The 21696-nt window shown below is 33.5% G+C and carries 17 protein-coding genes; 14 read left to right on the forward strand and 3 right to left on the reverse strand.

Translation table 11 applies throughout. The features are described 5' to 3' along the window. Positions 1 to 71: 71 nt before the first annotated feature. From EDC24_RS06775 to EDC24_RS06785, 3 genes are read right to left on the reverse strand one after another with little or no spacing between them, the layout of a single operon-like run. Complete coding sequence (locus EDC24_RS06775) at positions 72 to 1232, reverse strand: glycosyltransferase family 4 protein (protein ID WP_124220978.1); 1161 nt, start codon at positions 1230 to 1232, stop codon at positions 72 to 74. A gap of 2 nt (positions 1233 to 1234) precedes the next feature. Beyond that, positions 1235 to 2710, reverse strand: coding sequence for a murein biosynthesis integral membrane protein MurJ (murJ, locus tag EDC24_RS06780; RefSeq protein WP_124220980.1), 1476 nt, complete (start codon positions 2708 to 2710; stop codon positions 1235 to 1237). 2 nt (positions 2711 to 2712) lie between these two features. Continuing rightward, positions 2713 to 4131 (reverse strand): O-antigen ligase family protein, encoded by a 1419-nt coding sequence (locus tag EDC24_RS06785; RefSeq protein ID WP_170158491.1) that lies wholly within the window; start codon positions 4129 to 4131, stop codon positions 2713 to 2715. A gap of 39 nt (positions 4132 to 4170) precedes the next feature. On the opposite strand from EDC24_RS06785, the gene EDC24_RS06790 reads away from it, so the two are divergent. From EDC24_RS06790 to EDC24_RS06855, 14 genes are all read left to right on the forward strand, one after another. After that, on the forward strand, positions 4171 to 4884 hold the full coding sequence (locus EDC24_RS06790) for a WecB/TagA/CpsF family glycosyltransferase (protein WP_124220983.1): 714 nt from the start codon (positions 4171 to 4173) through the stop codon (positions 4882 to 4884). A gap of 21 nt (positions 4885 to 4905) precedes the next feature. Continuing rightward, entirely contained in the window at positions 4906 to 6039 is a 1134-nt protein-coding gene (locus EDC24_RS06795; protein WP_124220985.1) for a glycosyltransferase family 4 protein, read from the forward strand. A gap of 52 nt (positions 6040 to 6091) precedes the next feature. Continuing rightward, positions 6092 to 7153: an MraY family glycosyltransferase gene (locus EDC24_RS06800; RefSeq protein WP_124220987.1), complete on the forward strand. Its 1062-nt coding sequence runs from the start codon at positions 6092 to 6094 to the stop codon at positions 7151 to 7153. 17 nt (positions 7154 to 7170) lie between these two features. Next, positions 7171 to 9303 (forward strand): bifunctional glycosyltransferase/CDP-glycerol:glycerophosphate glycerophosphotransferase, encoded by a 2133-nt coding sequence (locus EDC24_RS06805; protein WP_124220989.1) that lies wholly within the window; start codon positions 7171 to 7173, stop codon positions 9301 to 9303. A 183-nt stretch (positions 9304 to 9486) separates the two neighbouring features. Further along, positions 9487 to 11304: a nucleoside-diphosphate sugar epimerase/dehydratase gene (locus EDC24_RS06810; protein ID WP_124220991.1), complete on the forward strand. Its 1818-nt coding sequence runs from the start codon at positions 9487 to 9489 to the stop codon at positions 11302 to 11304. An 18-nt stretch (positions 11305 to 11322) separates the two neighbouring features. Beyond that, entirely contained in the window at positions 11323 to 12252 is a 930-nt protein-coding gene (locus EDC24_RS06815; protein WP_124220993.1) for a YveK family protein, read from the forward strand. 2 nt (positions 12253 to 12254) lie between these two features. Beyond that, positions 12255 to 13130, forward strand: a complete 876-nt coding sequence (gene galU, locus EDC24_RS06820; protein ID WP_124220995.1) for a UTP--glucose-1-phosphate uridylyltransferase GalU — start codon at positions 12255 to 12257, stop codon at positions 13128 to 13130. 9 nt (positions 13131 to 13139) lie between these two features. Next, the gene (locus EDC24_RS06825; protein ID WP_124220997.1) at positions 13140 to 14192 is read left to right on the forward strand and encodes a Gfo/Idh/MocA family protein; all 1053 of its coding nucleotides are present in this window, start codon (positions 13140 to 13142) and stop codon (positions 14190 to 14192) included. After that, on the forward strand, positions 14192 to 15535 hold the full coding sequence (locus EDC24_RS06830) for a nucleotide sugar dehydrogenase (RefSeq protein WP_124220999.1): 1344 nt from the start codon (positions 14192 to 14194) through the stop codon (positions 15533 to 15535). The genes EDC24_RS06825 and EDC24_RS06830 overlap by 1 nt, the downstream gene beginning before the upstream one ends. 19 nt (positions 15536 to 15554) lie before the next feature. Next, a complete protein-coding gene (locus EDC24_RS06835) occupies positions 15555 to 16802 on the forward strand; it encodes a polysaccharide pyruvyl transferase family protein (protein WP_170158492.1) in 1248 nt (415 codons plus the stop codon). Positions 16803 to 16846: 44 nt separating this feature from the next. Then, positions 16847 to 18136 carry a flippase gene (locus tag EDC24_RS06840; protein ID WP_170158493.1) on the forward strand — a complete coding sequence of 430 codons (1290 nt, stop codon included), beginning with the start codon at positions 16847 to 16849 and terminating at the stop codon, positions 18134 to 18136. Continuing rightward, complete coding sequence (locus EDC24_RS06845) at positions 18137 to 19306, forward strand: glycosyltransferase (protein ID WP_124221005.1); 1170 nt, start codon at positions 18137 to 18139, stop codon at positions 19304 to 19306. 286 nt (positions 19307 to 19592) lie between these two features. Next, positions 19593 to 20576: an O-antigen ligase family protein gene (locus EDC24_RS06850; RefSeq protein ID WP_170158494.1), complete on the forward strand. Its 984-nt coding sequence runs from the start codon at positions 19593 to 19595 to the stop codon at positions 20574 to 20576. 21 nt (positions 20577 to 20597) lie between these two features. Continuing rightward, on the forward strand, positions 20598 to 21689 hold the full coding sequence (locus EDC24_RS06855) for a glycosyltransferase family 4 protein (protein WP_124221009.1): 1092 nt from the start codon (positions 20598 to 20600) through the stop codon (positions 21687 to 21689). The last annotated feature ends 7 nt before the right edge of the window (positions 21690 to 21696 follow it).

Below are 21696 nucleotides of genomic sequence, written 5' to 3' on the forward strand. Positions count from 1 at the left end.
CACTTTGTATGTAGTACGCTTGATAAATTATAAATCAATTCTAGGTATGTCGCAATGAGTCTTAAGAAATATTATACAGACCGATAAGTCTTAATGAACGCATGTGCGGCTTGAATATGGGAATGATGATTTATGATATATTTTTTCCCTTGCTGAGATAATCGATCTTTAAAATTCGGATTATTGATTAGAGTCGATATTAAGCTTGTGAGTTCATTTATATCTTTCTCTTGAAAAAGTAACCCATTTTCCTCATGACGGATTAATTCTTTTAATCCTCCAATTGCACTAGCAATAACAGGAGTACCAGAAGCCATTGCCTCTAAAGCAGCGATCGAGGTCGCCTCTTCAACGCCTTTAGTATGAATGCTAGGAATAATAACTAAATCACTCAGTTCAAATAAACCAATCATATCAAAATGAGGGACAGAACCTAAAAATCTCACATACTGGTTTAGGTCATTCTGGTGAGTATATTCTTGTAGTTGTTCTAAACATTCGCCACTTCCAGCATAAACTAACATAAAATCTTGTCGATCTTGAATTAACTGTTTTATGGCATACAGAGGATAGATCACACCGTTTTTTTCAGTTAGCCGTCTCGGAATGAGAATAATATGTTTCTCTGAAGGGAGTTCATATTTCATTCTAATAGATTGAATGTCAGACTTAGATAAATCAAATTTAGACGTATTAATGAAGTTAGGAATCACATTAGCTTCTCTGTTAACCTCGGTCTTAATATATCCTTTTAACCTCTGGTCGACGCATATAATCTGATCAGCTGATTTATAAGCATAACGCTCGTACCGCTTGAATTTCCTAGCGTAAGTTGAATGCTCCTGAACAGCTCCTCGACTGATTGCCTCATAGGTGTAATAACCATGTATAGTCTGAACAACGCGTATCCCGTGTCCTCGAGCAGCTAAAGTTGCAAAAATATCTTGTGTATTAATAACATCATAACCGTTTCCTATTTGTCTTAATCTATTTCGAATAAATAACTGACGTCGATCGTCACTATATAATTGCCCTTTCCCAGGGGAGAGTTTATTTAATACATAACCTGGCCCACGAATCGCCAAAAAGTTTCTAGTGTTAGAAATCTCAGAGCCTGAGAGTACATCAACATGATGTCCCAACTCTTCTAACCCTTGTTTCAAGGTTGTTATATGAGTGGACAAGCCACCTTCGTGAGGGTAATTGAAGATGGTCGTTAACAAAATCCGCATGACTACGTTCCTTTCATATCTTCAAGCATTCGAGTAACTTCTTTTTGTAACAATAAAAAGTAGAACCCAAATGTTATTAGAGTTGTAATCAAAAATGAAATATACTGCCAATCATTGATTAAAGGCCTGAGCAACTGTATGACCAAACCAATCAAAGTAATTGAAAACACAGCTTTAGCTATTATTGACAGATTAAGGATGAAATAATCTTTTCGAATAAAATAATAATAGTAAATCGTTTGAACGAACATAGAAAACGATGTCGCAACTGCAATGCCATTAATGCCAATGTACTGAGCCAAAATAACACTTAATAAGATGTTGATTGTAACCCCAATCAAACTGCCGTACATAACGTTACGATAACGTTCATGTGCATAAAAATGATGAACAAAATATTCGCGAGTCGCAAAAAATAGCAACCCAACAGTGTAAAACAATAAAGCGCCTGATGTTCTAACGGTCGCTTCCACTGAGAAGGCCCCGCGCTCATAAACGATCTTAATAATCGAATCAGACTCTAGTAACATAACCAACATGATCGGCAAGGCAATGAGTAAAATAACATTAAATCCATTTGCGATAAGTTCTCGGTAATAGTTTAAGTTATTTAATTTTAAAGCACGTGTCATTTTAGGATAGAAAATCGTTGTAATGGGCATCAGCAAAATGCTCAACGGTATCCACAACAAACGATAGCTATAATTAAGTGCTGCAATTCCGCCTTCATCTAAAAAGGAAGCCACCACGCGGTCTACTAGTAGATTTAATTGTAAAGCTAAAGCCGCGATGATGATCGGAAAAATGGGCTTTAGTTTCTTAAGTTGACTTTTAAAATGTACGTTTTTAAAACTTGGCCATAATAATGATTTTTCTTTAACTATTGAAAATTGGTATAAGAATTGACCGATGCTACCAACCAAAATGCCTAATGCAACACTGTAAATATGAAAAGTTGAATAAAACATTACGATGATCAAGATGGTTACAACATTATTAACCACCGGCCCAACAGCAGGTGGTGTGAAGTGATCATTTGCGTGAAAGATCACCTGTGTTAAGGAATTGAGCGTCATGAAAATTAACACTGGGATGATAATGACCGAAAGCCAACTAGTGACTAAACTCTCTTGAGAATTAAAGCCTGGCGCAATGACCATGACAATGGGTTGAATCAACAATAGAATGGCGGTCAATAGACCAAAAGAAATCGTTATAAATAGAAAACTATATTGTTGAAACACCCGTCTTCCAGATGATGCAATATAAGCTGGTAACAACTGTCCCTGAATAGCTGTTCCAATAACCGTAAATGCAATAGTCGGTATAATCAGCGCGACATAGATCATGTCAGCCATTAAACTCGCGCCGAATAACGATGCAATAATCGCCTCTCTGACGAAACCTAACAGTTTACTAATCAATGTTAATATTGCAATCCAGCTAAATGCTTGGAAAAATGTCTGTCGCTTAGCCATATTTAATCTTCCTGCCTTGAAGGGTTGATCAACCAGCCTAATAGTGTATAGAACCAAAGCATAAAAGTTTTATCCTCTAGGGTGTTATAGTATAGACATGAAATCATTAGAACGATTAAAAATAGACCGAAAAGTCGCCGTTCCTCTTGATAAAAGTCTTTCCATGCCACCACACATAGTCTGACAAGAAAAATAATTAACAACAAAGCTCCCACAATTCCTGTCGAAACTAAAATATGTATATACTGATTATCAGAATATATATCTTCATCAATATCATATTGGTCATAAATGGGCGATGGGAAACGTTGAGTGGCTGAATCTCCAAAAGTTGCGAAACCCGTCCCAATCACTGGATGGTCTTGAAATACTTCAATTCCTTTATCCACAATGTATAGACGCCCCCAATTTTTGCTTGATTCAATAGTCGAATCCGAAAACATCATCTCAAGCCGTTCGAATAAACTATATGATTCACTCTTTTTTCGTTTTTTGTTTTTTTTCTGCTCTGTTGTCGCATCATTCTGTATGTATTCGGCGCCATATTCAACGGGGTAAGTGACAAATAAGAAGCTAAGGACTCCAATCAGTCCAATCTTAATGATCAGTTTCCAACTCCTCGTCATTATGATATATACCATCAAGGCAATTAGAAAAGCTAATATAGCTCCTCGAGAAACCGTTAATAATACGGTAGATAAAATCGTGAATTGAACTAATCTAAGAAAAAACTGATTCACAGATAGCCTAATAACAGGCAAGAAAGATAATGCAAATACCGTAAGCAAATACATAGCTAAAACATTAGGGTTGGCAAGAGCACCATATACACGTGATGCGTTTTGCGATGATAAATCCCAGCTTGCCCAAGCAGCTGGGAAAACGACGTCTTTTCCAAAAAGCTTCTCGAATAATCCATATAAGCTTATGATAAAAGCTACAATCAGACTAATATTGAGTATGTTAACGAGGTCACGTTTGAGCCATATGCTAGATGTAAATACTAGAACTAGTAATGTCATTATCACTAAAGCTCTGACTTCCATTAAAATCGGAATGATCGCTTGATTAGACACCAACAGTGCGCTGACACTTCCAACTAGTACAAATAAGAAAAAATACATAAAAAATGAAAGCTTTTTAAATAAGCTTTTTATAGCATGACGTTCAACATAGAGAATGACAAGCACTGATGAAATAATAACCACATCACCTAAGAACGTTAAACCTGAGTTAAGTTCAATTAATAAAGGCCTTAGGGGATAGTAAATAAATAACAACGCTATATTCGTTTTTAAATAAGCGTAACTTAACAGCACCATGCCCATAATGATCAAGTAACCAAGCCATGTTTGTGGTAAAATGACAATAGCAAATAATGAAATTAAATATAATAACAATAATTTATAAGAAAAAAGCATATTAGACACTCCAAAATGTTGAAAGGGTTTCGAATACATATGAATAAGCAAGTTGAAATACTAAATGTTCCATTTATACATACAACACATAAGGAATTTCTAAATGAAATAACCTCTCCACACAACCATCCAATACACGTTGTCACAGCGAACCCCGAAATCGTTATGTATGCAAAAGAACATCCGGAATATATGAGAACCATTAAACAATCAGATTATATTATTGCAGATGGAATTGGTATTATTATTGCCTCAAAAATGATAAACAAACCTTTACCAGAGAGAATTCCAGGGTTTGAATTAATGGATGATTTATTAAACTACTCAAATGAACATAAGAAGAGAATTTATTTACTCGGAGCGAAAGAGCATGTCGTTCGTAATGCGCAGCAACAAATTAAAGAAAAATATCCAAACTTAACAATCGCTGGGTATCATCATGGTTATATCGACACCGATAATTTGGAAGTGGTCGAAGAGATTAGACAATCAGAAGCGGATTTTATTTTCGTAGCTTTAGGATATCCAAAGCAAGAAGAATGGATTACTAGGCACAAGGCAAAGCTAAATAAAGGAGTACTCATGGGAGTTGGAGGAAGTTTTGATATTTGGGCAGGAGAAGCAAAGAGAGCGCCAAAGATTTGGTTAAAGTTAAACCTCGAATGGTTATACCGGCTATTAACCAACCCAACACGACTGAAAAGAATGTTAAAGCTGCCTCAATTTCTTATACATGTACTTAGGGGAAAATAAAGTTGCAAAGGAAGACCCTATTTGCGTGTATTACATTTAAATACTGGGAATGAAAATGGCGGTGGCATGCACCACATTTTATCCCTATTATCTCAATTTAATGACGGAGAGGTCATATTAGGTCTCTTTGAGCACGGCGAAATGATGGAGCAAGCGTTACAAAAAGGTATCCCTGTTGTCTTATTCGAACAACAGAACCAAAAAGACTTAACCATTATATTCGAAGTTATTCGTTATCTAAAAGAGTTTGAGATAGACTTTGTCCACACTCACGGACCAAGAGCAACTTTTTTAGCAGCTCTTATGAAAACATTTATTAAACAGCCTATACTAACAACGATTCATAGTAACCCGAACGATGATTTTAGCGGTCAAGGCATTAAAGGAAAAATGTTTTATAAGTTATATAAATGGGCATTTAAATCAGTAGATCATTTTTTGGTCGTCTCAGATGAGTTTTCAACGGTTATGAAAAATGATTTTCAAATCGAAGAACATCAGATTTCTACTATTTGGAACGGTATAGTATTTGAACCGGATCAAATCAACCGATTAAACAGAGAAGATTTAGGCTTCTCAAACCATGATCTACTCATAGTCATGATTGCTCGTTTAGAACCTGTTAAAAGGCACGATTTAGCAATAGAAGCGTTTGAGCACTTATCACAACATCAACCTAATGCACAACTGCTATTAATTGGAGAAGGAACGCAGAAAGATTATATTAATCATTTGATTAAACAAAAAGGATTGCAAAACAAAATCCACTTATTAGGGTATCGAGAGGACGCTCAAAATGTATTAGAATTAGCAGATGTGTGCTTATTAACGTCTAAAAGCGAAAGTTTTCCAATTGTACTGCTTGAAGCGGCAAGAGCGAAAGTACCGATTGTAACGACAAATGTAGGCGACGTTAAACAACTGATCCCTAATGAGGATTACGGTACTGTCGTGAACCGAGTAACACCAGAAACCTTATCACAAGCTATTTATAACACAATCCAAAAAGAAACATCACAACAAACAGAGCGGCTATATCAACATGCGAAAAATCACTATTCACTGCAACATTTTTACACTCGTGTTCGTCAAATATATGAGAACTTAAATAATGAGCAAATACAATGTAAAGAATTTGTAAAGAAATATCAGTAAATATATGTTAAAATACTCGTTAGTTAATTTTATCTTGAGAAAGGTGACAACTATGTCTTACACAAGTATCATTATAGGCTTTGTATTAACATTCTTATTAACACTCATTACAACGCCATTAATTATATATATTGCTAAAAAATTAGGATATGTTGATCGACCTAATGATCGGAAAAAGCATAATGGTGATATTCCGTTATTAGGTGGTTTGGCTATTATTATCCCTATTATAGGTGGATTACTTTACTTCCAACCTGAACATTATAGTCTACTGGCTATAAGTATTGGTGCTGTCTTAATAATCGCATCAGGGATTGCAGACGATATTCTAAATTTAAAACCAGTCACGAAGTTATTAGTTCAAGTCACAGCCGCTGTGGTTGTGTTATCATCTGGCATTATGATCGAAAAAGTCACGGTACCATTTTTAGGTAGTGTAGATATCGGGCTCTTTGGATATGTTCTCACGGTTCTTTGGATTGTTGGAATCACGAATGCCATGAACTTAATTGATGGCCTAGACGGTTTAGCGACAGGTACTGCTGGTATTGCGTTTGTAAGTGTTTTCGTGATGGCGGTAGGAGATGGGGCCATTCTAGTTGTAACGCTAAGTACGGTGTTTATTGCAGCTCTATCGGCGTTTTTAATATTCAATTTCTACCCGGCGAAAATCTTTTTAGGTGATACAGGGTCATTATTTATTGGTTATTCATTAGCGGTCATTTCAATGCTGGGCTTATTCAAAAATGTTACGGTGTTTACATTTATCGTACCAATCGTACTCTTGACGATCCCAATTTTTGATACACTTTTTGCGATTGTCAGAAGGGCCATGAATAAACAACACATTATGACAGCAGACAGAATGCACATTCATTATGTCCTATTAGAAATGGGTCTAGGACACAGAAAAACAGTATTACTCATTTATCTATTTAGTGCCTTCTTTGGTCTTACGGCGATTGTGTTTACAAATGCAACAACCATTTTATCTTTATTTATTATGATGGGTGTATTAATCGTCTTGCATATATTAGCGGAATTAACAGGGGTTGTTTACAACGGAAAACAACCGGTCGTGAACAGTATTAAGCGACTCTTTCAATATAAGTAATTAAGGTGTGAAGCTTCATGAAAGTCTCAGTAATTGTACCAGTATTTAATACAGAAGATTATGTTGTAGATTGTTTAAAGTCTATTCAAGGACAAACGTATGACAACTTAGAAATCATTGTCGTCAATGACGGCTCTACAGATAAAAGTATGACGTTAGTTAATCAATTATCTGAAGAAGATTCAAGAATAAAAACGATTGATCTCCTAGAACAAAAAGGAGTAGGCTTCGCTAGAAACAAGGGAATTGATGTTGCAACGGGTGATTATATATATTTTGTTGATAGTGATGATATCTTACATCACGATGCGATTAAGCTCTTAGTTGATTATATTGGCGAAGATCGAATCATGTCTGGAAGTATTTCAACGATTCGTTCATTGGGTGAAATGGAAGGCTTTGAACAGAATGAAGAGACAATCCTAAAGGTTAGAAAAACATCAAAAGTGTACACGAGTCGAACGGTACAAAAATTCTTATATTCTCGTACCTTCGTTCAAAACAACAACATTCGATTCCTTGAAGATACTAAAATGTATTCCGATTACGCCTTTGTTTACAAAGTCATTTCACTTGAACCATATACACACTATACACGAGATAGCCGATACTTCAGGCGAAAAAGGTTAGATTTAATTCAAAATCCAAACATTGAAGAAGCAAGCGATTATGAAAAAACCTTAAATTACTTGAATATGTATCAGTCGGTCGAATCAGATTATCGTCAAAATGATGACATGAAATATCTGGTCGATATGGACTTGATGAACTTCTATCGGAAAACATTCTTAAATTACATGCGCGACCGAGAAGATTTCGATCAGGTCTTTAAGCATTTATCAGATGCTTTTAATAAACTATCCAAACGTGTCTTTAAAAAACAAAATCCATTTGTTAAAAGAGAAATCAAAGCCATTCAAAACCAAAACCAGGAAAAATTTATTAATCTTGTTCGATTACACCATTTCTTAAGCGACGTAAAACGCAGTACAACAAGTCGAACGAACTTTAGAAAAATGATCTATAATCGAGTCTTCAGAAAAATGACTGTAAAAAAGGATCACGTTGTATTTGAAAGCTTTATGGGGAAGGGATATTCCTGTAACCCTAAAGCCATTTATGAATATATGCTCGAACACCGACCGAATTATCAATTTATCTGGATTAATAACGGAAAGAAACTAGATATTCCCGGTAATCCTAAGCAAGTTAAACGGTATTCATTAGGTTATTATTATTATATGGCAAGAGCGAAGTATTGGGTGTTTAACACGAGGTTACCGAAACATGTGAAGAAGCGTGATGAAACAGTCTATCTTCAAACATGGCACGGAACCCCACTCAAGCGATTAGGTATTGATATTGAAGAAGTACAAATGCCAGGAACAGACACGGGCCGCTATAAGAAGAACTTCACGTACGAAAGTAGCAGGTGGGATTATTTAATATCACCAAACCAATACTCATCAGAGATTTTCAAGCGCGCATTTGATTTTGATAATCATATGTTAGAATACGGTTATCCGAGAAATGATGCCTTATACCAAGCTGATCAATCCTATATCGATCAACTCAAAAAGAAAGCTGGCATTCCTGTAGATAAAAAGGTTATTCTATACGCTCCAACTTGGCGGGATAATCAATTTATCGAAAAAGGAAAGTATTCATTTGAACTACCACTAGATTTAGAAAAAATGAGAGAAAAACTTTCCGATGAATATGTACTAGTATTAAGACTTCACTATTTAGTAGCAAGTCAACTCGACTTAACAGGTTATGAAGACTTTGCATATGACCTATCAACATTTGATGATATAGCAGAACTATATTTAATTTCGGATATCCTAGTTACGGACTATTCCTCGGTATTCTTTGATTACGCTAATCTAAATCGACCAATCTTATTCTACACGTATGATTTAGATGATTATAAAGGAAAAATCCGAGGCTTATACTTTGATATCGAAACAGAAGTGCCAAGTCCACTTCTCATGAACTCAGACGAAGTCATAGACGCCATTCAAAATATCGATCAAATTGTAGATAAATATCAAGACACTTACAAACAATTTCATGAGCGCTTTTGCAGTTGGGAAAATGGCAAAGCGGCTGAAAATGTTGTTAAGACGGTGTTTGGAGAAGGGGCTTAGTGTTTTATCACAAGCCCCTTTTCATATAAAGGCAGTAAATTACATAAAAAAGTTTAATGCACCTATAACAAAATTGTAATATTTTTGGTATAATTTGAATTGGAATAATTATCGACAAAATATTATAATAAAATACAAAAAATTAATTAACTGGTGATTTACAAATGGAAGGAGGACGAATGAGTGGCGATAAGATATAGGCTTTTAGTACTAATTTTACTAGATTCGTTTATTGTGATGACGGCTATTTATCTTAGTTCTTATTTACTATATGATACATTCTTTATTCGAGAAGAAACACTATACCTCTCATCTATTACTCTATTAGTCAGTCATCATATTTTCGCAGTTTTTTATGGTCTCTATCAAAAAGCGTGGGAATATGCTAGTATTGGAGAATTACAAGCTATCTTTAACGCCGTAACATTATCCATCTTACTAACAGGATTTGCGCAATATTACATATTTGATGGAATGTTACTCAGAGCATTGCTCGTCACGTGGATGCTACATATCTTACTCATAGGTGGTTCAAGATTCTCTTGGCGTATCGTTCGAGATCAACTATTCTCGAATCGAAAAAACCAAAAGAGAACATTAATTATCGGTGCTGGCGATGCGGGGAGCATGGTCGCACGACAATTATTTAACAATAATGATTCGGAATTAAGACCAGTAGCGTTTATTGACGATGACCCTAAGAAGAAAAACTTACAGCTATATGGAGTTAAGGTAGTTGGGACATCAGAAATCATCGAGAAGGTGATTGAACGATACAGAATTGAACATGTTATTATTGCTATTCCATCGTTAGAAAAATCAGAACTTAACCAAATCTTTGATAAATGTTCTAAAACAGAAGCCAAAACACAGATACTACCTAAAATTGAAGACATTATGACAGGTAAAGTTTCTGTGAACCAGTTCAGAGATGTTCAAGTAGAAGATTTACTAGGTCGCGACCCAATCAGTCTTGATTTACAAACGGTATCAGAATCGATTACAAACCAAACCGTTCTCGTAACAGGAGCAGGCGGCTCCATAGGCTCTGAAATCTGTAGGCAGATTGCCAAATTCGATCCTGCCAAACTAGTCTTATTAGGTCATGGGGAGAACAGTATCTATCAAATAGATATGGAACTTAAAAATAGACACGGCGATCAATTTGAAATCATTCCAGTCATTGCTGATGTACAAGACCGCGAACGCATTCATGATGTACTAAATACATACACACCAGATGTCATTTATCATGCCGCAGCACACAAACACGTTCCACTAATGGAAGTAAACCCTAAAGAAGCAATCAAAAACAATGTCTTTGGGACTATAAATGTAGCTGACGCAGCAGACGTTATAGGCGTCAAAACATTTGTATTAGTCTCGACAGACAAAGCGGTAAACCCAACTAATATCATGGGTGCAACCAAACGCTTAGCAGAAATGGTCGTCCAATCTAAAGCAGCTAAAAGCAACACCAAATTCGTAGCTGTTCGATTTGGTAACGTCTTAGGCAGTCGTGGAAGCGTCATTCCATTATTTAAGAGACAAATTCAAATGGGTGGCCCTGTCACGGTAACAGACCCTGAAATGACACGCTACTTTATGACAATCCCAGAAGCATCTCGCCTTGTAATCCAAGCCGGATCATTAGCTAGAGGTGGCGAAATTTTTGTCTTAGATATGGGTGAACCCGTAAAAATTGTCGAATTAGCTGAAAACCTCATCCGATTATCTGGTTATAAGCTAGAGGAAATCGGCATTGAATTCACGGGAAAAAGACCTGGAGAAAAGATGTACGAAGAATTATTAGGTGAAGACGAGGTCACAAACAAAGAAATCTTCCCTAAAATCTATATCGGCAAAGCAACTTTTAATAATAACTTAAACCTAGAGTCGGAAATCAACCAACTCATGAGAACGAACGAACAAGAACTAAAACCAAAAGTTATGAAACTCATAAAAATGGACCGAAATAACATTTATTCTATTTCAAATTAAATAAGGTGGGGAATACGCTTGGAGCAAGAAATCAGTCTTAGAGAAATCATTGAAACATTATGGAAAGGTAAATGGATCATCGTTGGCGCAACAGCTATCGCATTAGTACTTGCTGCATTATATAGTTACGTCATCGCAAATCCTACATACGAATCAAAAGGAACAGTAATCATTAATAATACAAATATCCCAATTGGATCTCTAACAGAATATGCTAATAACTCAACTTCTAGGGACGTAATTGTGGAAAGAATGAAATCACCAGAAGTCTTACAATCTACAATAGAAGAGCTTGAATTAAATAGAAGTGTTTCATCACTACAAGGAAGCCTAAATATAATAAAAGCTGAAAACAACGAATCATTAATCAATCTTTCTATAAAGGGTTCTGATCAAGAATTACTAGCTGATATACTTGGAGCCGTCGTTAAAAACACCAAGAGTGAAATCAGTACTAATCTCACAGAGTATATTGATTCTTTTAAAGTGATGTACCAAGATAAACTTGAAGCAGAAGAAGAAGCACTAAACGAGTATATGAATGAATATAATGCTTTAGAAGATTCAGAAGGCTTGCCATTATTGGTCCTTTTTCAACAAAACGCCAGTGATTCGCAATATGTCCTAGAAGCCAATGAAAGCCTTTTGCAGGAATTAAGGGATTTAGAAAAAATCACTCAAGTTGAATATGAACAAATCAACTCAAAAATCAATCAAGCAAATAACAATTATAAACAGTACTACAACAAATATGATGACGCGATTTCAGCTGAAAATATCGAAATAGTAGAAGAACGAATTGATTTGTTATCAAATCCTTATACCTCATCTAACCCTATTTCTCCAAACAAAATGTTGAATATGGCGATTTCATTAGTATTAGGGTTAATGGGTGGAGTGTTCATCGTATTTATTAGAGAGTACTGGAAGCAAAGTAAGGAGGAATAGTCATGACAAAAGTTAAAAAAGCCATCATTCCAGCAGCTGGCCTCGGTACACGATTCCTCCCAGCAACGAAAGCCATGCCGAAAGAAATGTTACCAATTGTAGATAAACCAACGATTCAATACATAGTTGAAGAAGCCATTGAATCGGGTATTGAAGATATTATTATCGTAACCGGAAAAGGTAAACGTGCAATCGAAGACCACTTCGATAAAAACTTTGAATTAGAAGAAACATTACAAAGCAAAGGTAAATACAACCTACTAGAAAAAGTTAAACAATCTGAGACTGACATACACTATATCCGTCAAAAAGAACCAAAAGGTCTAGGCCACGCAGTTTGGAGTGCACGTAAGTTCATTGGGAACGAACCATTTGCCGTATTATTAGGAGACGACATCGTCCGTGCTGAAAAACCAGGTCTAAAACAACTCATCCACGAATACGAAAAAACACAAAGGTCGGTTATCGGTGTTCAAACAGTACCTGATGGTGAAACAGTTCGTTACGGCATTATTGACCCACTAGACCAAGATGGACGTTTATACCGTGTAAATAACTTTGTCGAAAAACCAGCATTAGGTCAAGAACCTTCTAATCTAGCAATCATGGGCCGTTACGTATTGAACCCAGAGATCATGGACTTCTTAGGTCAACATAAAATAGGAGCAAGTAACGAAATTCAATTAACAGATGCTATTCAAATGTTGAATGAAAAAGAAGCAGTTTATGCTTATGATTTTGAAGGCGATAGATTTGATGTTGGAGAAAAAATAGGTTTTATAAAAACTACTATAAAATTCGCACTGGATGACAAGGAAATAAACGCAGAAGTTGAAGAATTTATAAATAAAATTGTCAATAATACAGTGAAAAATTGAGGTGTAGTGATGATAAATTTCGCAATTATAGGTTGTGGCAGAATTGCCAAAAAGCATAAAGAAGCAATTATAAATACTGAGGGCGCAAATTTATATGCTGTCTGTGATTTAAATGAAGATAAAGCGAAAAAGCTTAGAGAAGATTTATCTGATACAAAAGTATTCACTGACTATAAAGAACTCTTGGAAGATGAATATGTAGATGTGTTCAATATCTGTACAGACCATATCCCTCATACTCAGGTAGGGATAGATGCAATGAATGCTGGAAAGCATGTCATGATTGAAAAACCAATTGCTATAAATTTATCAGACGCGGATAAACTTATAGAAACACAGAAAAAAACTGGCGTCAAAGCTACAGCAGTTCACCAAAATAGATTTAATGATGTAGTACAAAAAACACGAAAAGCTGTTGAAGAAAATAAATTTGGGGAATTTTCTCATGGTGTAGCTAGTATTCGTTGGAACAGAAATGAACAATATTACGGTCTCAATCAGTGGAGAGGCAGTGAGGAACAAAAAGATGGTATTCTAATGAATCAATGCATACATAATATCGATCTACTGACTTGGATGATGGGACCTGTAAAAAAAGTGACAGGCATAACTAAAACTCGTTTCAGAGATATTGAAATGGAAGATGTTGCAGTAGCAACATTAGAATTCGAAAGTGGAGCTATTGGAACAATCGAAGGTGCGGGAACGATACACCCAACTAATTTAGAAGAAACGTTAAATTTATTTGGTGAAAAGGGAACTGTCATGTTAGGCGGGATAGCTGTAAATAAGATAGAAGCTTGGAGATTCAATGAAAATTTTCAAGAAGAAGAAATTAGTATGTTAGAAGAGCAAGAAAACCCTACTGATGTATATGGCTTTGGTCATCAACGCATTGTTGAAGATATGGTTGATTCTATTAATAATGATAGAGAGCCTTATATTACATTAAATGATGGAAAAAACGCACTTGAAATTATATTAGCTATTTATGAATCATCTAAACTAGGCGGTAAGCCAGTGTATTTAAAAGAGTTTCGTGAAGGGATGATTTTAGAATAATGACTATTACAACTGGGCAGAACGTAAACGACAATGCCAAAATATTAATAAATAAGCTTAAGAATAAAGAAGCAACTGTAGGAGTGGTGGGTCTTGGTTATGTTGGACTTCCACTAGCAGTAGAAAAAGCAAAAGCAGGTTATCAAGTTATTGGGTTTGATGTACAACAAGAACGAGTCAATCAAGTTAATGAAGGTATTAATTATATAGGTGATGTGGTTGATGAAGAACTAGATGAGATTGTAAGGAATAATAAAATCAAAGCTACGACTGATTATAGTTTAATTAAAGAGGTAGATGCTGTAGCCATTTGTGTACCAACTCCACTAGATATATATAAACAACCGGATACTTCTTATGTCGAAAGTTCGTCGAAAGAAATTGCAAAACACATTGTAGGAGGTACTTTAGTGGTTTTGGAAAGCACCACATACCCAGGTACTACTGAGGAAGTAGTTAAACCTTTAATTGAGAAAAGTGGATTAGTTTGTGGAGAAACATTTTTCTTAGCTTATTCACCTGAACGTGTTGATCCAGGTAACAAGCAATTTAATACTAAAAACACACCAAAAGTAGTTGGTGGAATGACGGATAGTTGTACTCAAGTAGCCGCTACAATGTACGAAAATGTATTAGATAGTGACATCCATAAAGTATCAAGCCCTTCAGTAGCAGAAATGGAGAAAATCCTCGAGAATACTTTTAGAAATATAAATATTGGATTAGCAAATGAAATGGCCATTTTGTGTAACAAAATGGGCATTGACGTCTGGGAGGTCATCGATGCTGCAGCAACTAAACCTTATGGATTTATGCCTTTTTACCCGGGACCAGGTTTAGGTGGTCATTGTATTCCGATCGATCCGTGGTATTTAACCTGGAAAGCTAGAGAATATAATTACCATACACGTCTCATTGAAACAGCTGGAGAAATTAATAATGAAATGCCAGATTTTGTAGTAAACAGGTGTATGGAAATCTTAAATATTGAAGGGAAAGCTCTTAATGGGGCCAACATCCTTGTTTTAGGTGTTGCATACAAAAAAGATATAGATGATTATCGAGAATCACCTGTACTCCCAATAATTCAAATCCTTGAGAGCAAAGGTGCTAATTTAACTGTTATTGATCCATATATTGAGGAATATAAAATAGGTAATGAAATTAGAAAAACTTCTAATATAAAATTAGATGAACTTTTAAACAGTAAGCCAGATTTAACGTTAATTACAACTAATCATACTGTGTTTGATTATGGGAAAATTGAAAAAGTTTCTTCGGTAATACTTGATACTAGAAATGCTATGAATAATATTAATGACGATAAGTATTTTAAACTATAAATTAAAGAGGTTAGATAACATGAAGATCGGTATTATTGGTTCTTATGGTGGCGGAAGTATTGGTGACGAAGCAATATTAAATGGGTTAATAAATTCACTTAATGATTTAGGTGATTCAGTTAAAGAGGTTGTTATATATACTACTAATATAGATAACACAAAATATGCGTTAAATTTAGATGGTGTAAAGTTTGATATAGTATACAAAGGCAATATTAGTAAAAAAAAGTCTTTAAACACTAATGAGAATAAATCTTTAGTCAAAAGTTATCATCCTAGAAGCTTAGTAAACAATTTGAAGAAAAGAAATCCAATTTTTTATCACTCAGTTGAAAGTTATATGAGGCAATTAACAAGAAAACCCATCTATGGATTTAACTTAGATAAGGACTTAGACTATTTAATAGTTGGTGGGGGGAATGTTCTAATGGACTTCTACCCAAAGTGGCCATTCGTGTTAAGACATATTGTCAAAGAAGCTAGGAAGAAAGATATTAAAGTATATTTTTGTGGGGTAGGGGCTGGACCTATAAATACTAGTGTTGGGAAGAAAGTAATAAAATCTATTTTAAAAGATTATTATGTAAGTACAAGAGATATAGAAAGTAAATACATATTAGATAATTTAAATGAAGGTTCAAAATGCGTAAAGGTAAATACAGATCTTGCATTTGGCCTGGAAAGAAAATTGAAAACGAAAAGTAATGGTATTGGTGTTTCAGTGATACCTTTTCATGCAGATTATTATTGGCCAAATAATGATAGTAGTTATTACAAAATATATTGTGAGAATATGTCAAAAATATTAGATAATTTGATTATGAAAACAAGTATACCAATCACGTTTTTTGCTACAAATTACCCTTCTGATATCAAAGTTGCTAAACATATTTATAATAATATGTCCAATAAAGGTTCGGTTGAAATACTAGATAAAAGGCTAACGGTACATGAAATATTAGAGTTTTGCGCTTCTAAGAAACTCATACTAGGCACTCGATTACATTCATTAATTTTATCAAGTTGTGCACGAACAAATTTTTATGGAATTAATTATCAGCCAAAAGTTAATTACTTTTTGAAAAGGATAGGAAAATGTGATGACTATATAAATATTAATGATTTACTTAAAGATTTAAGTGATATAGAAATTGGTACTATTACAGACAAAATAATTCTACAATTAAAAGCAGAATTAAATGAAGAATTTCTGGACGATGAAAAAGAAAAGATACAAAAAGAACTCTCTTTTATATTAAATAAATAAATGGAGCTTTAACAGTGAATAGAAGTTTTTTTTCAAATAGTATAATGACATTATCTAGACAAATCGTAAATATGGGGATAAGTTTCGTATTGATTTTGATAATTGCAAGAATCCTTGGCCCTGAGGGGCAAGGTATGTATTCTTTAGTCATACTACTACCCAATTTACTTGTCACATTCTTAAATCTTGGGATTGGTGTTTCAGGAGTATATTTTATAGGGAAGCAGAAATATAGTACAGAAGAGATAATTAAAACTAATGTTACACTTGCAAAATGGTTAAGCTTATTCTCAATTATTATTGGCATTACTATTATTACCTTCTTTAGTGAAGTGTTTTTTGAAGGCATAGGTAATAGTCAGCTATATTTAATTTTAAGTATCATTCCATTAATGTTTATTAATCAATTTTTACAAACAGTTTTTCAAGGAAAGCAAGATTTCAAAGCTTTTAACTCTATATTATTATTTGGAGAGATTATAAATCTAGTATTTGTAATAATATTAGTTTGGATATTATCTATAGGATTAACAGGAGCAATAATAGCCTTTGCGACAGGACATATTACGAGATCTTTATTGATCATTTATTTAGTTAAAAGTGTTTATAATTATAGATTAAGTAATGTAAAAATGTCATTTAGCTACTTGAAAGAATCATTAAAATTTGGCTTAAAAACACACATGAGCAACATTCTTGCATTCATCAATTATCGAGTGGATTTATTAATAATTTCATATTTTTTGGGACCTGCTGCAGTTGGCATATATGTGATATCCGTAAATGTGGTTGAGCGATTGTGGGTTGTACCAAAATCAGTCTCGACAGTTTTACTACCCAAAATATCAAATACTAGTTCCATTGGCAAAAAAAATTTAGTTACTTCTACTGTTAGTAGAATAATATTATTTGTATCAGTACTAATGGCGTTAGTTATGTACTTGATCTCAGATATTGCTATTAATATATTATTCGGAGAAAGTTATGAACAAAGTTCAATATTATTGAAAATATTATTAGTAGGTATAATAAGTGGAGCTCCTGCTAAAATAATTGCAAATGATTTTGCAGGTAGAGGCAAACCGGAGTTAAATTTATATATTTCTATATTTACAGTATTATCTAACATATTATTAAATATCTTATTAATTCCAACTTATGGTCTTATTGGTGCTGCTGTAGCTACTTCTATTACTTACAGCATAAATTGGTTAGTGAAAATTGTAATTTTTAATAGAATTTCTAAGTTACCACTTAAAGAATTATTGCTCTTGAAAAAGTCAGATATCTTTCTTTTAATAAATTTCTTAAAAAGAGTAAGAAAGGTGAAGTAAATGCATGTATTCGTAATCCCATCATGGTATCCAACCAAGGAGAATCCAATTCGTGGCGTGTTTTTCAAGGAACAGTCACATGCGTTACAAAAAGAAGGTGTTGAAGTTACTGTACTTCACTCTGATTTGTTCAGCATAAAAAAAATTAGAAATAAATCATTACATAAAGGTACAAATAAAATTATTTATAATGATGAAGATGGCTTACCCACTTACCGTTATGATAGTTTTAATTTCTTACCTAGAATTCCATATTTTCAATTAATTAAACACTCAAAACAAATAAGGAAAGCTTATGATGAAGCGGTAAAAAAACATGGTAAACCTGATGTCATCCATGCTCACTCTTGTATTTGGGGTGGAATAGTAGCATCGAAAATTGCAGAAAAGGAAAATATTCCTTTAGTAATTACGGAGCATTCCACAGCTTTCTCGAGAGGTTTAATAAGAAAATATCAAAAGCCAATGATTAAATCTGCCCTTAATAAAGCTAAAGAAATAATAGCAGTGGGACCTGGTTTAAAAAAAGAATTATCACATTATATAGATGAAAATAAAATCAAAATAATTCCTAACATCGTTAATACCGAATTGTTTAAACCCAATACTACGCCTAATAAAGAAAAAGAGTATTTCACGTTTTTCTCTGTGGGGTTACTTACACACAAAAAAGGAATGGATTTATTAATTATAGCTTTTGCAAATGCTTTTGATGAAAAGGAAAATGTAAGACTAAGGATCGGAGGAGATGGAGAAGAACTTAATAATTTAAAAAACTTAGCAAAACAATTAAAAGTTGATCACAAAATAAGCTTCTTGGGCAGACTTGATAGAAATCAAGTTGTTGATGAAATGCAAAACTGTGATGTGTTCGCACTGGCTAGTCGTCATGAAACCTTTGGTGTTGTGTACATTGAAGCCTTGGCTTGTGGAAAGCCAATACTTGCAACGAAAAGTGGAGGTCCTGACTTTATTGTTAATGAAGAAAACGGCCTGTTATCAAACGTAGGAGATATTAATGAATTAGAGGGACATTTCAAGAGAATGTATTCAAATTATCCATATTATAGTTCAGATAAAATAAGAGAAAATTGCATTAATAATTACAGTGGACATGTTGTGGCGAAAAATATTCTTGCGATATATAGTAGTATAGGAAAGGTTAATTAACTATATGGTACAGCACAACATACGAGAGTATAAGACATTTAAAATATTCTTATATAGTATTATATTTTCATTACTGTTAACACCTTCGATCAGAATTCTCCCAATTGCTTTTAGATTTGAAGACCTTATCATAATTATATTTTTAGGTTATATTTTCATAAATTTAACTATAAAAAGAAGATATAATATTACTTTCAGTTCGCGCCACATATTATTATTTTCTTTCTATTTTTTTATTACGATCTCGATTAGTTTGGGTATTATTAAAGGGTATAGCAATTCATTAATGGAGTTTACTGAATTTGTGAAACTATTTAAATACATAATTATCTATACTATAGCATTTTCCTACTTTCAAATTGTAAAGGATTATGAAGGTGAGAAACAAAATACCTTTAATTTTATATTTAGCCTTTCTGTTATTTTATTCATTATCTCTCTACAACAATATTTTAATGTATTTAATTTAAACGAAATTTATATTAAGTCTGTAGCACCTACACAATTTGAAACACTGATTGATAATTACCCAAACCCAAGACCGGTAGGAATGGTAGGGAATCCAAATGAGCTGGGTTATTTATTTGTAATTATTTCCTTGTTAACATTATATATTTTGTTAAAAGGTAAATTTAGGTATATATATTTACTTTATTTTGGCTTAAATGTTTTAGGGGTTTTCTTAACTTTGTCACGTTCATCTCTGGTGGCTTTGTTAGTTGGAATTACAGTATTGATTTTTTTAATGGTTTTTAAAAATTATCTAATTTTAAATTTGTATAAGTTTAAAAGGTTAATAATGCTTTTCACAATTTCAATAATTATTTTAGTTATCACTATATTATTTACGGATTTTCAAGAAAAAATTTTATGGCGTTTTGGAGCATTATTGGAAATTTCTAATGATAATAGTTGGAATGCTAGGGTAGACCACTGGTCTGAAAATCTAAAACTACTTAAAGACAATGTTTTGTTAGGTGTGGGACCACTAAGTAGAGCGGAATTAAAATATGCAGCTGATAATGAGTGGTTACTTTTATTAAGATCTTATGGGGTTATAGGAACAATTTATTTTATTATGTTGTTTTTTGTTCCTCATATCAATAGTTATAAAACTGAATATAGAGCTTTAATTCTATCAATTTTATTATCAGCATCTGTATATATGTTACCTGTCGCTGTATTTAATTCTTTAGTAATTATGCCATTTGTATTAATAATTTTAAGTATAAATGATAAACCGGTTAAGAAATTAATAGTTAAAATTTAAATGTTATTGTGAGGTTATTATATGAAAGTATGCCATTTAACATCAGTGCATCAATATAACGACATTAGGATATCTATAAAAGAATGTAAATCATTAGTTGATTCAGGGTATAATGTCACTTTAATAGCACCAAATACAAAAGAAACTGATTTTCAAGGGATTAAGGTGCACGGTCTGACTAATTTTAGTAAAAGTAAAGTTAAAAGAATTAGAAATTTTACTAAAAAAGTTTTTCAGGCAGCGATAAATGTTGATGCTGATATATATCATTTTCATGATCCGGAATTAATACCAGTAGGTTTAAAGTTAAAGCGTAGAGGAAAAAAAGTTGTTTACGATGTTCACGAAGATGTCCCAAGACAAATTTTAACTAAGTATTGGATTCCTAAACTTTTACGGAGGCTACTATCTGTTATTTTTGAGAAATATGAAAATAAATCATCGAAGAAATTTGATGCATTAGTTACTGCTACACCTTTTATAGATAACAGATTTGATAAAATAGGCTGCAAAACTATAAATGTTAATAATTATCCTAAGTTAAATGAATTACATTCTCCAAGTAGCGAGTTACCAAAGGATATAGCAGTATCATATATTGGTGGTATAACTAAGAGTAGAGGGATAGAAATTATTGTATCAGGTATGGAAAATGTTAAGGGAAGCCTATTTTTAGCAGGTAATTTTAGTAATAATCAACTTTATGAAAGTATATCGAACTATAATGGATGGAGTAATGTAAATTATTTAGGTCAAATAGACAGAAATAAAGTGAAAGAGGTACTAAGTAAGTCTGTAGCTGGCCTTGTCTTGTTTGATCCTTCTCCAAATCATATTAATGCTCAACCTAATAAGATGTTCGAGTATATGTCAGCAGGGATTCCTGTTATAGCTTCAAACTTCCCACTTTGGAAAGAAATTATTGAAGAAAATAATTGTGGCATATGTGTTGATCCTCTAAATGTTAATCAAGTAGCTGAAGCTATTCAATGGGTTACTGATAATCCGACTCAGGCGAAACAAATGGGGATGAACGGGCGAGAGGCTATCGAAAAGTACTATAATTGGGAACAAGAATCAGAAAAACTGCTAGATCTTTATAATAATTTGTAGATTAGAA

This window comes from Aquisalibacillus elongatus (genome assembly GCF_003843875.1).
GTDB classification, from domain to species: Bacteria; Bacillota; Bacilli; order Bacillales; family Alkalibacillaceae; genus Aquisalibacillus; species Aquisalibacillus elongatus.

Coding starts and splice junctions, on each gene's coding strand:
- EDC24_RS06855 (WP_124221009.1), top strand. CDS start 20,598: ATGAAAGTATGCCATTTAACATCAGTGCATCAATATAACGACATTAGG.
- galU (WP_124220995.1), top strand. CDS start 12,255: ATGACAAAAGTTAAAAAAGCCATCATTCCAGCAGCTGGCCTCGGTACA.
- EDC24_RS06850 (WP_170158494.1), top strand. CDS start 19,593: ATGGAGTTTACTGAATTTGTGAAACTATTTAAATACATAATTATCTAT.
- EDC24_RS06785 (WP_170158491.1), bottom strand. CDS start 4,131: ATGCTTTTTTCTTATAAATTATTGTTATTATATTTAATTTCATTATTT.
- EDC24_RS06775 (WP_124220978.1), bottom strand. CDS start 1,232: ATGCGGATTTTGTTAACGACCATCTTCAATTACCCTCACGAAGGTGGC.
- EDC24_RS06845 (WP_124221005.1), top strand. CDS start 18,137: ATGCATGTATTCGTAATCCCATCATGGTATCCAACCAAGGAGAATCCA.
- EDC24_RS06800 (WP_124220987.1), top strand. CDS start 6,092: ATGTCTTACACAAGTATCATTATAGGCTTTGTATTAACATTCTTATTA.
- EDC24_RS06835 (WP_170158492.1), top strand. CDS start 15,555: ATGAAGATCGGTATTATTGGTTCTTATGGTGGCGGAAGTATTGGTGAC.
- EDC24_RS06805 (WP_124220989.1), top strand. CDS start 7,171: ATGAAAGTCTCAGTAATTGTACCAGTATTTAATACAGAAGATTATGTT.
- EDC24_RS06840 (WP_170158493.1), top strand. CDS start 16,847: ATGACATTATCTAGACAAATCGTAAATATGGGGATAAGTTTCGTATTG.
- EDC24_RS06790 (WP_124220983.1), top strand. CDS start 4,171: ATGAATAAGCAAGTTGAAATACTAAATGTTCCATTTATACATACAACA.
- EDC24_RS06825 (WP_124220997.1), top strand. CDS start 13,140: ATGATAAATTTCGCAATTATAGGTTGTGGCAGAATTGCCAAAAAGCAT.
- murJ (WP_124220980.1), bottom strand. CDS start 2,710: ATGGCTAAGCGACAGACATTTTTCCAAGCATTTAGCTGGATTGCAATA.
- EDC24_RS06830 (WP_124220999.1), top strand. CDS start 14,192: ATGACTATTACAACTGGGCAGAACGTAAACGACAATGCCAAAATATTA.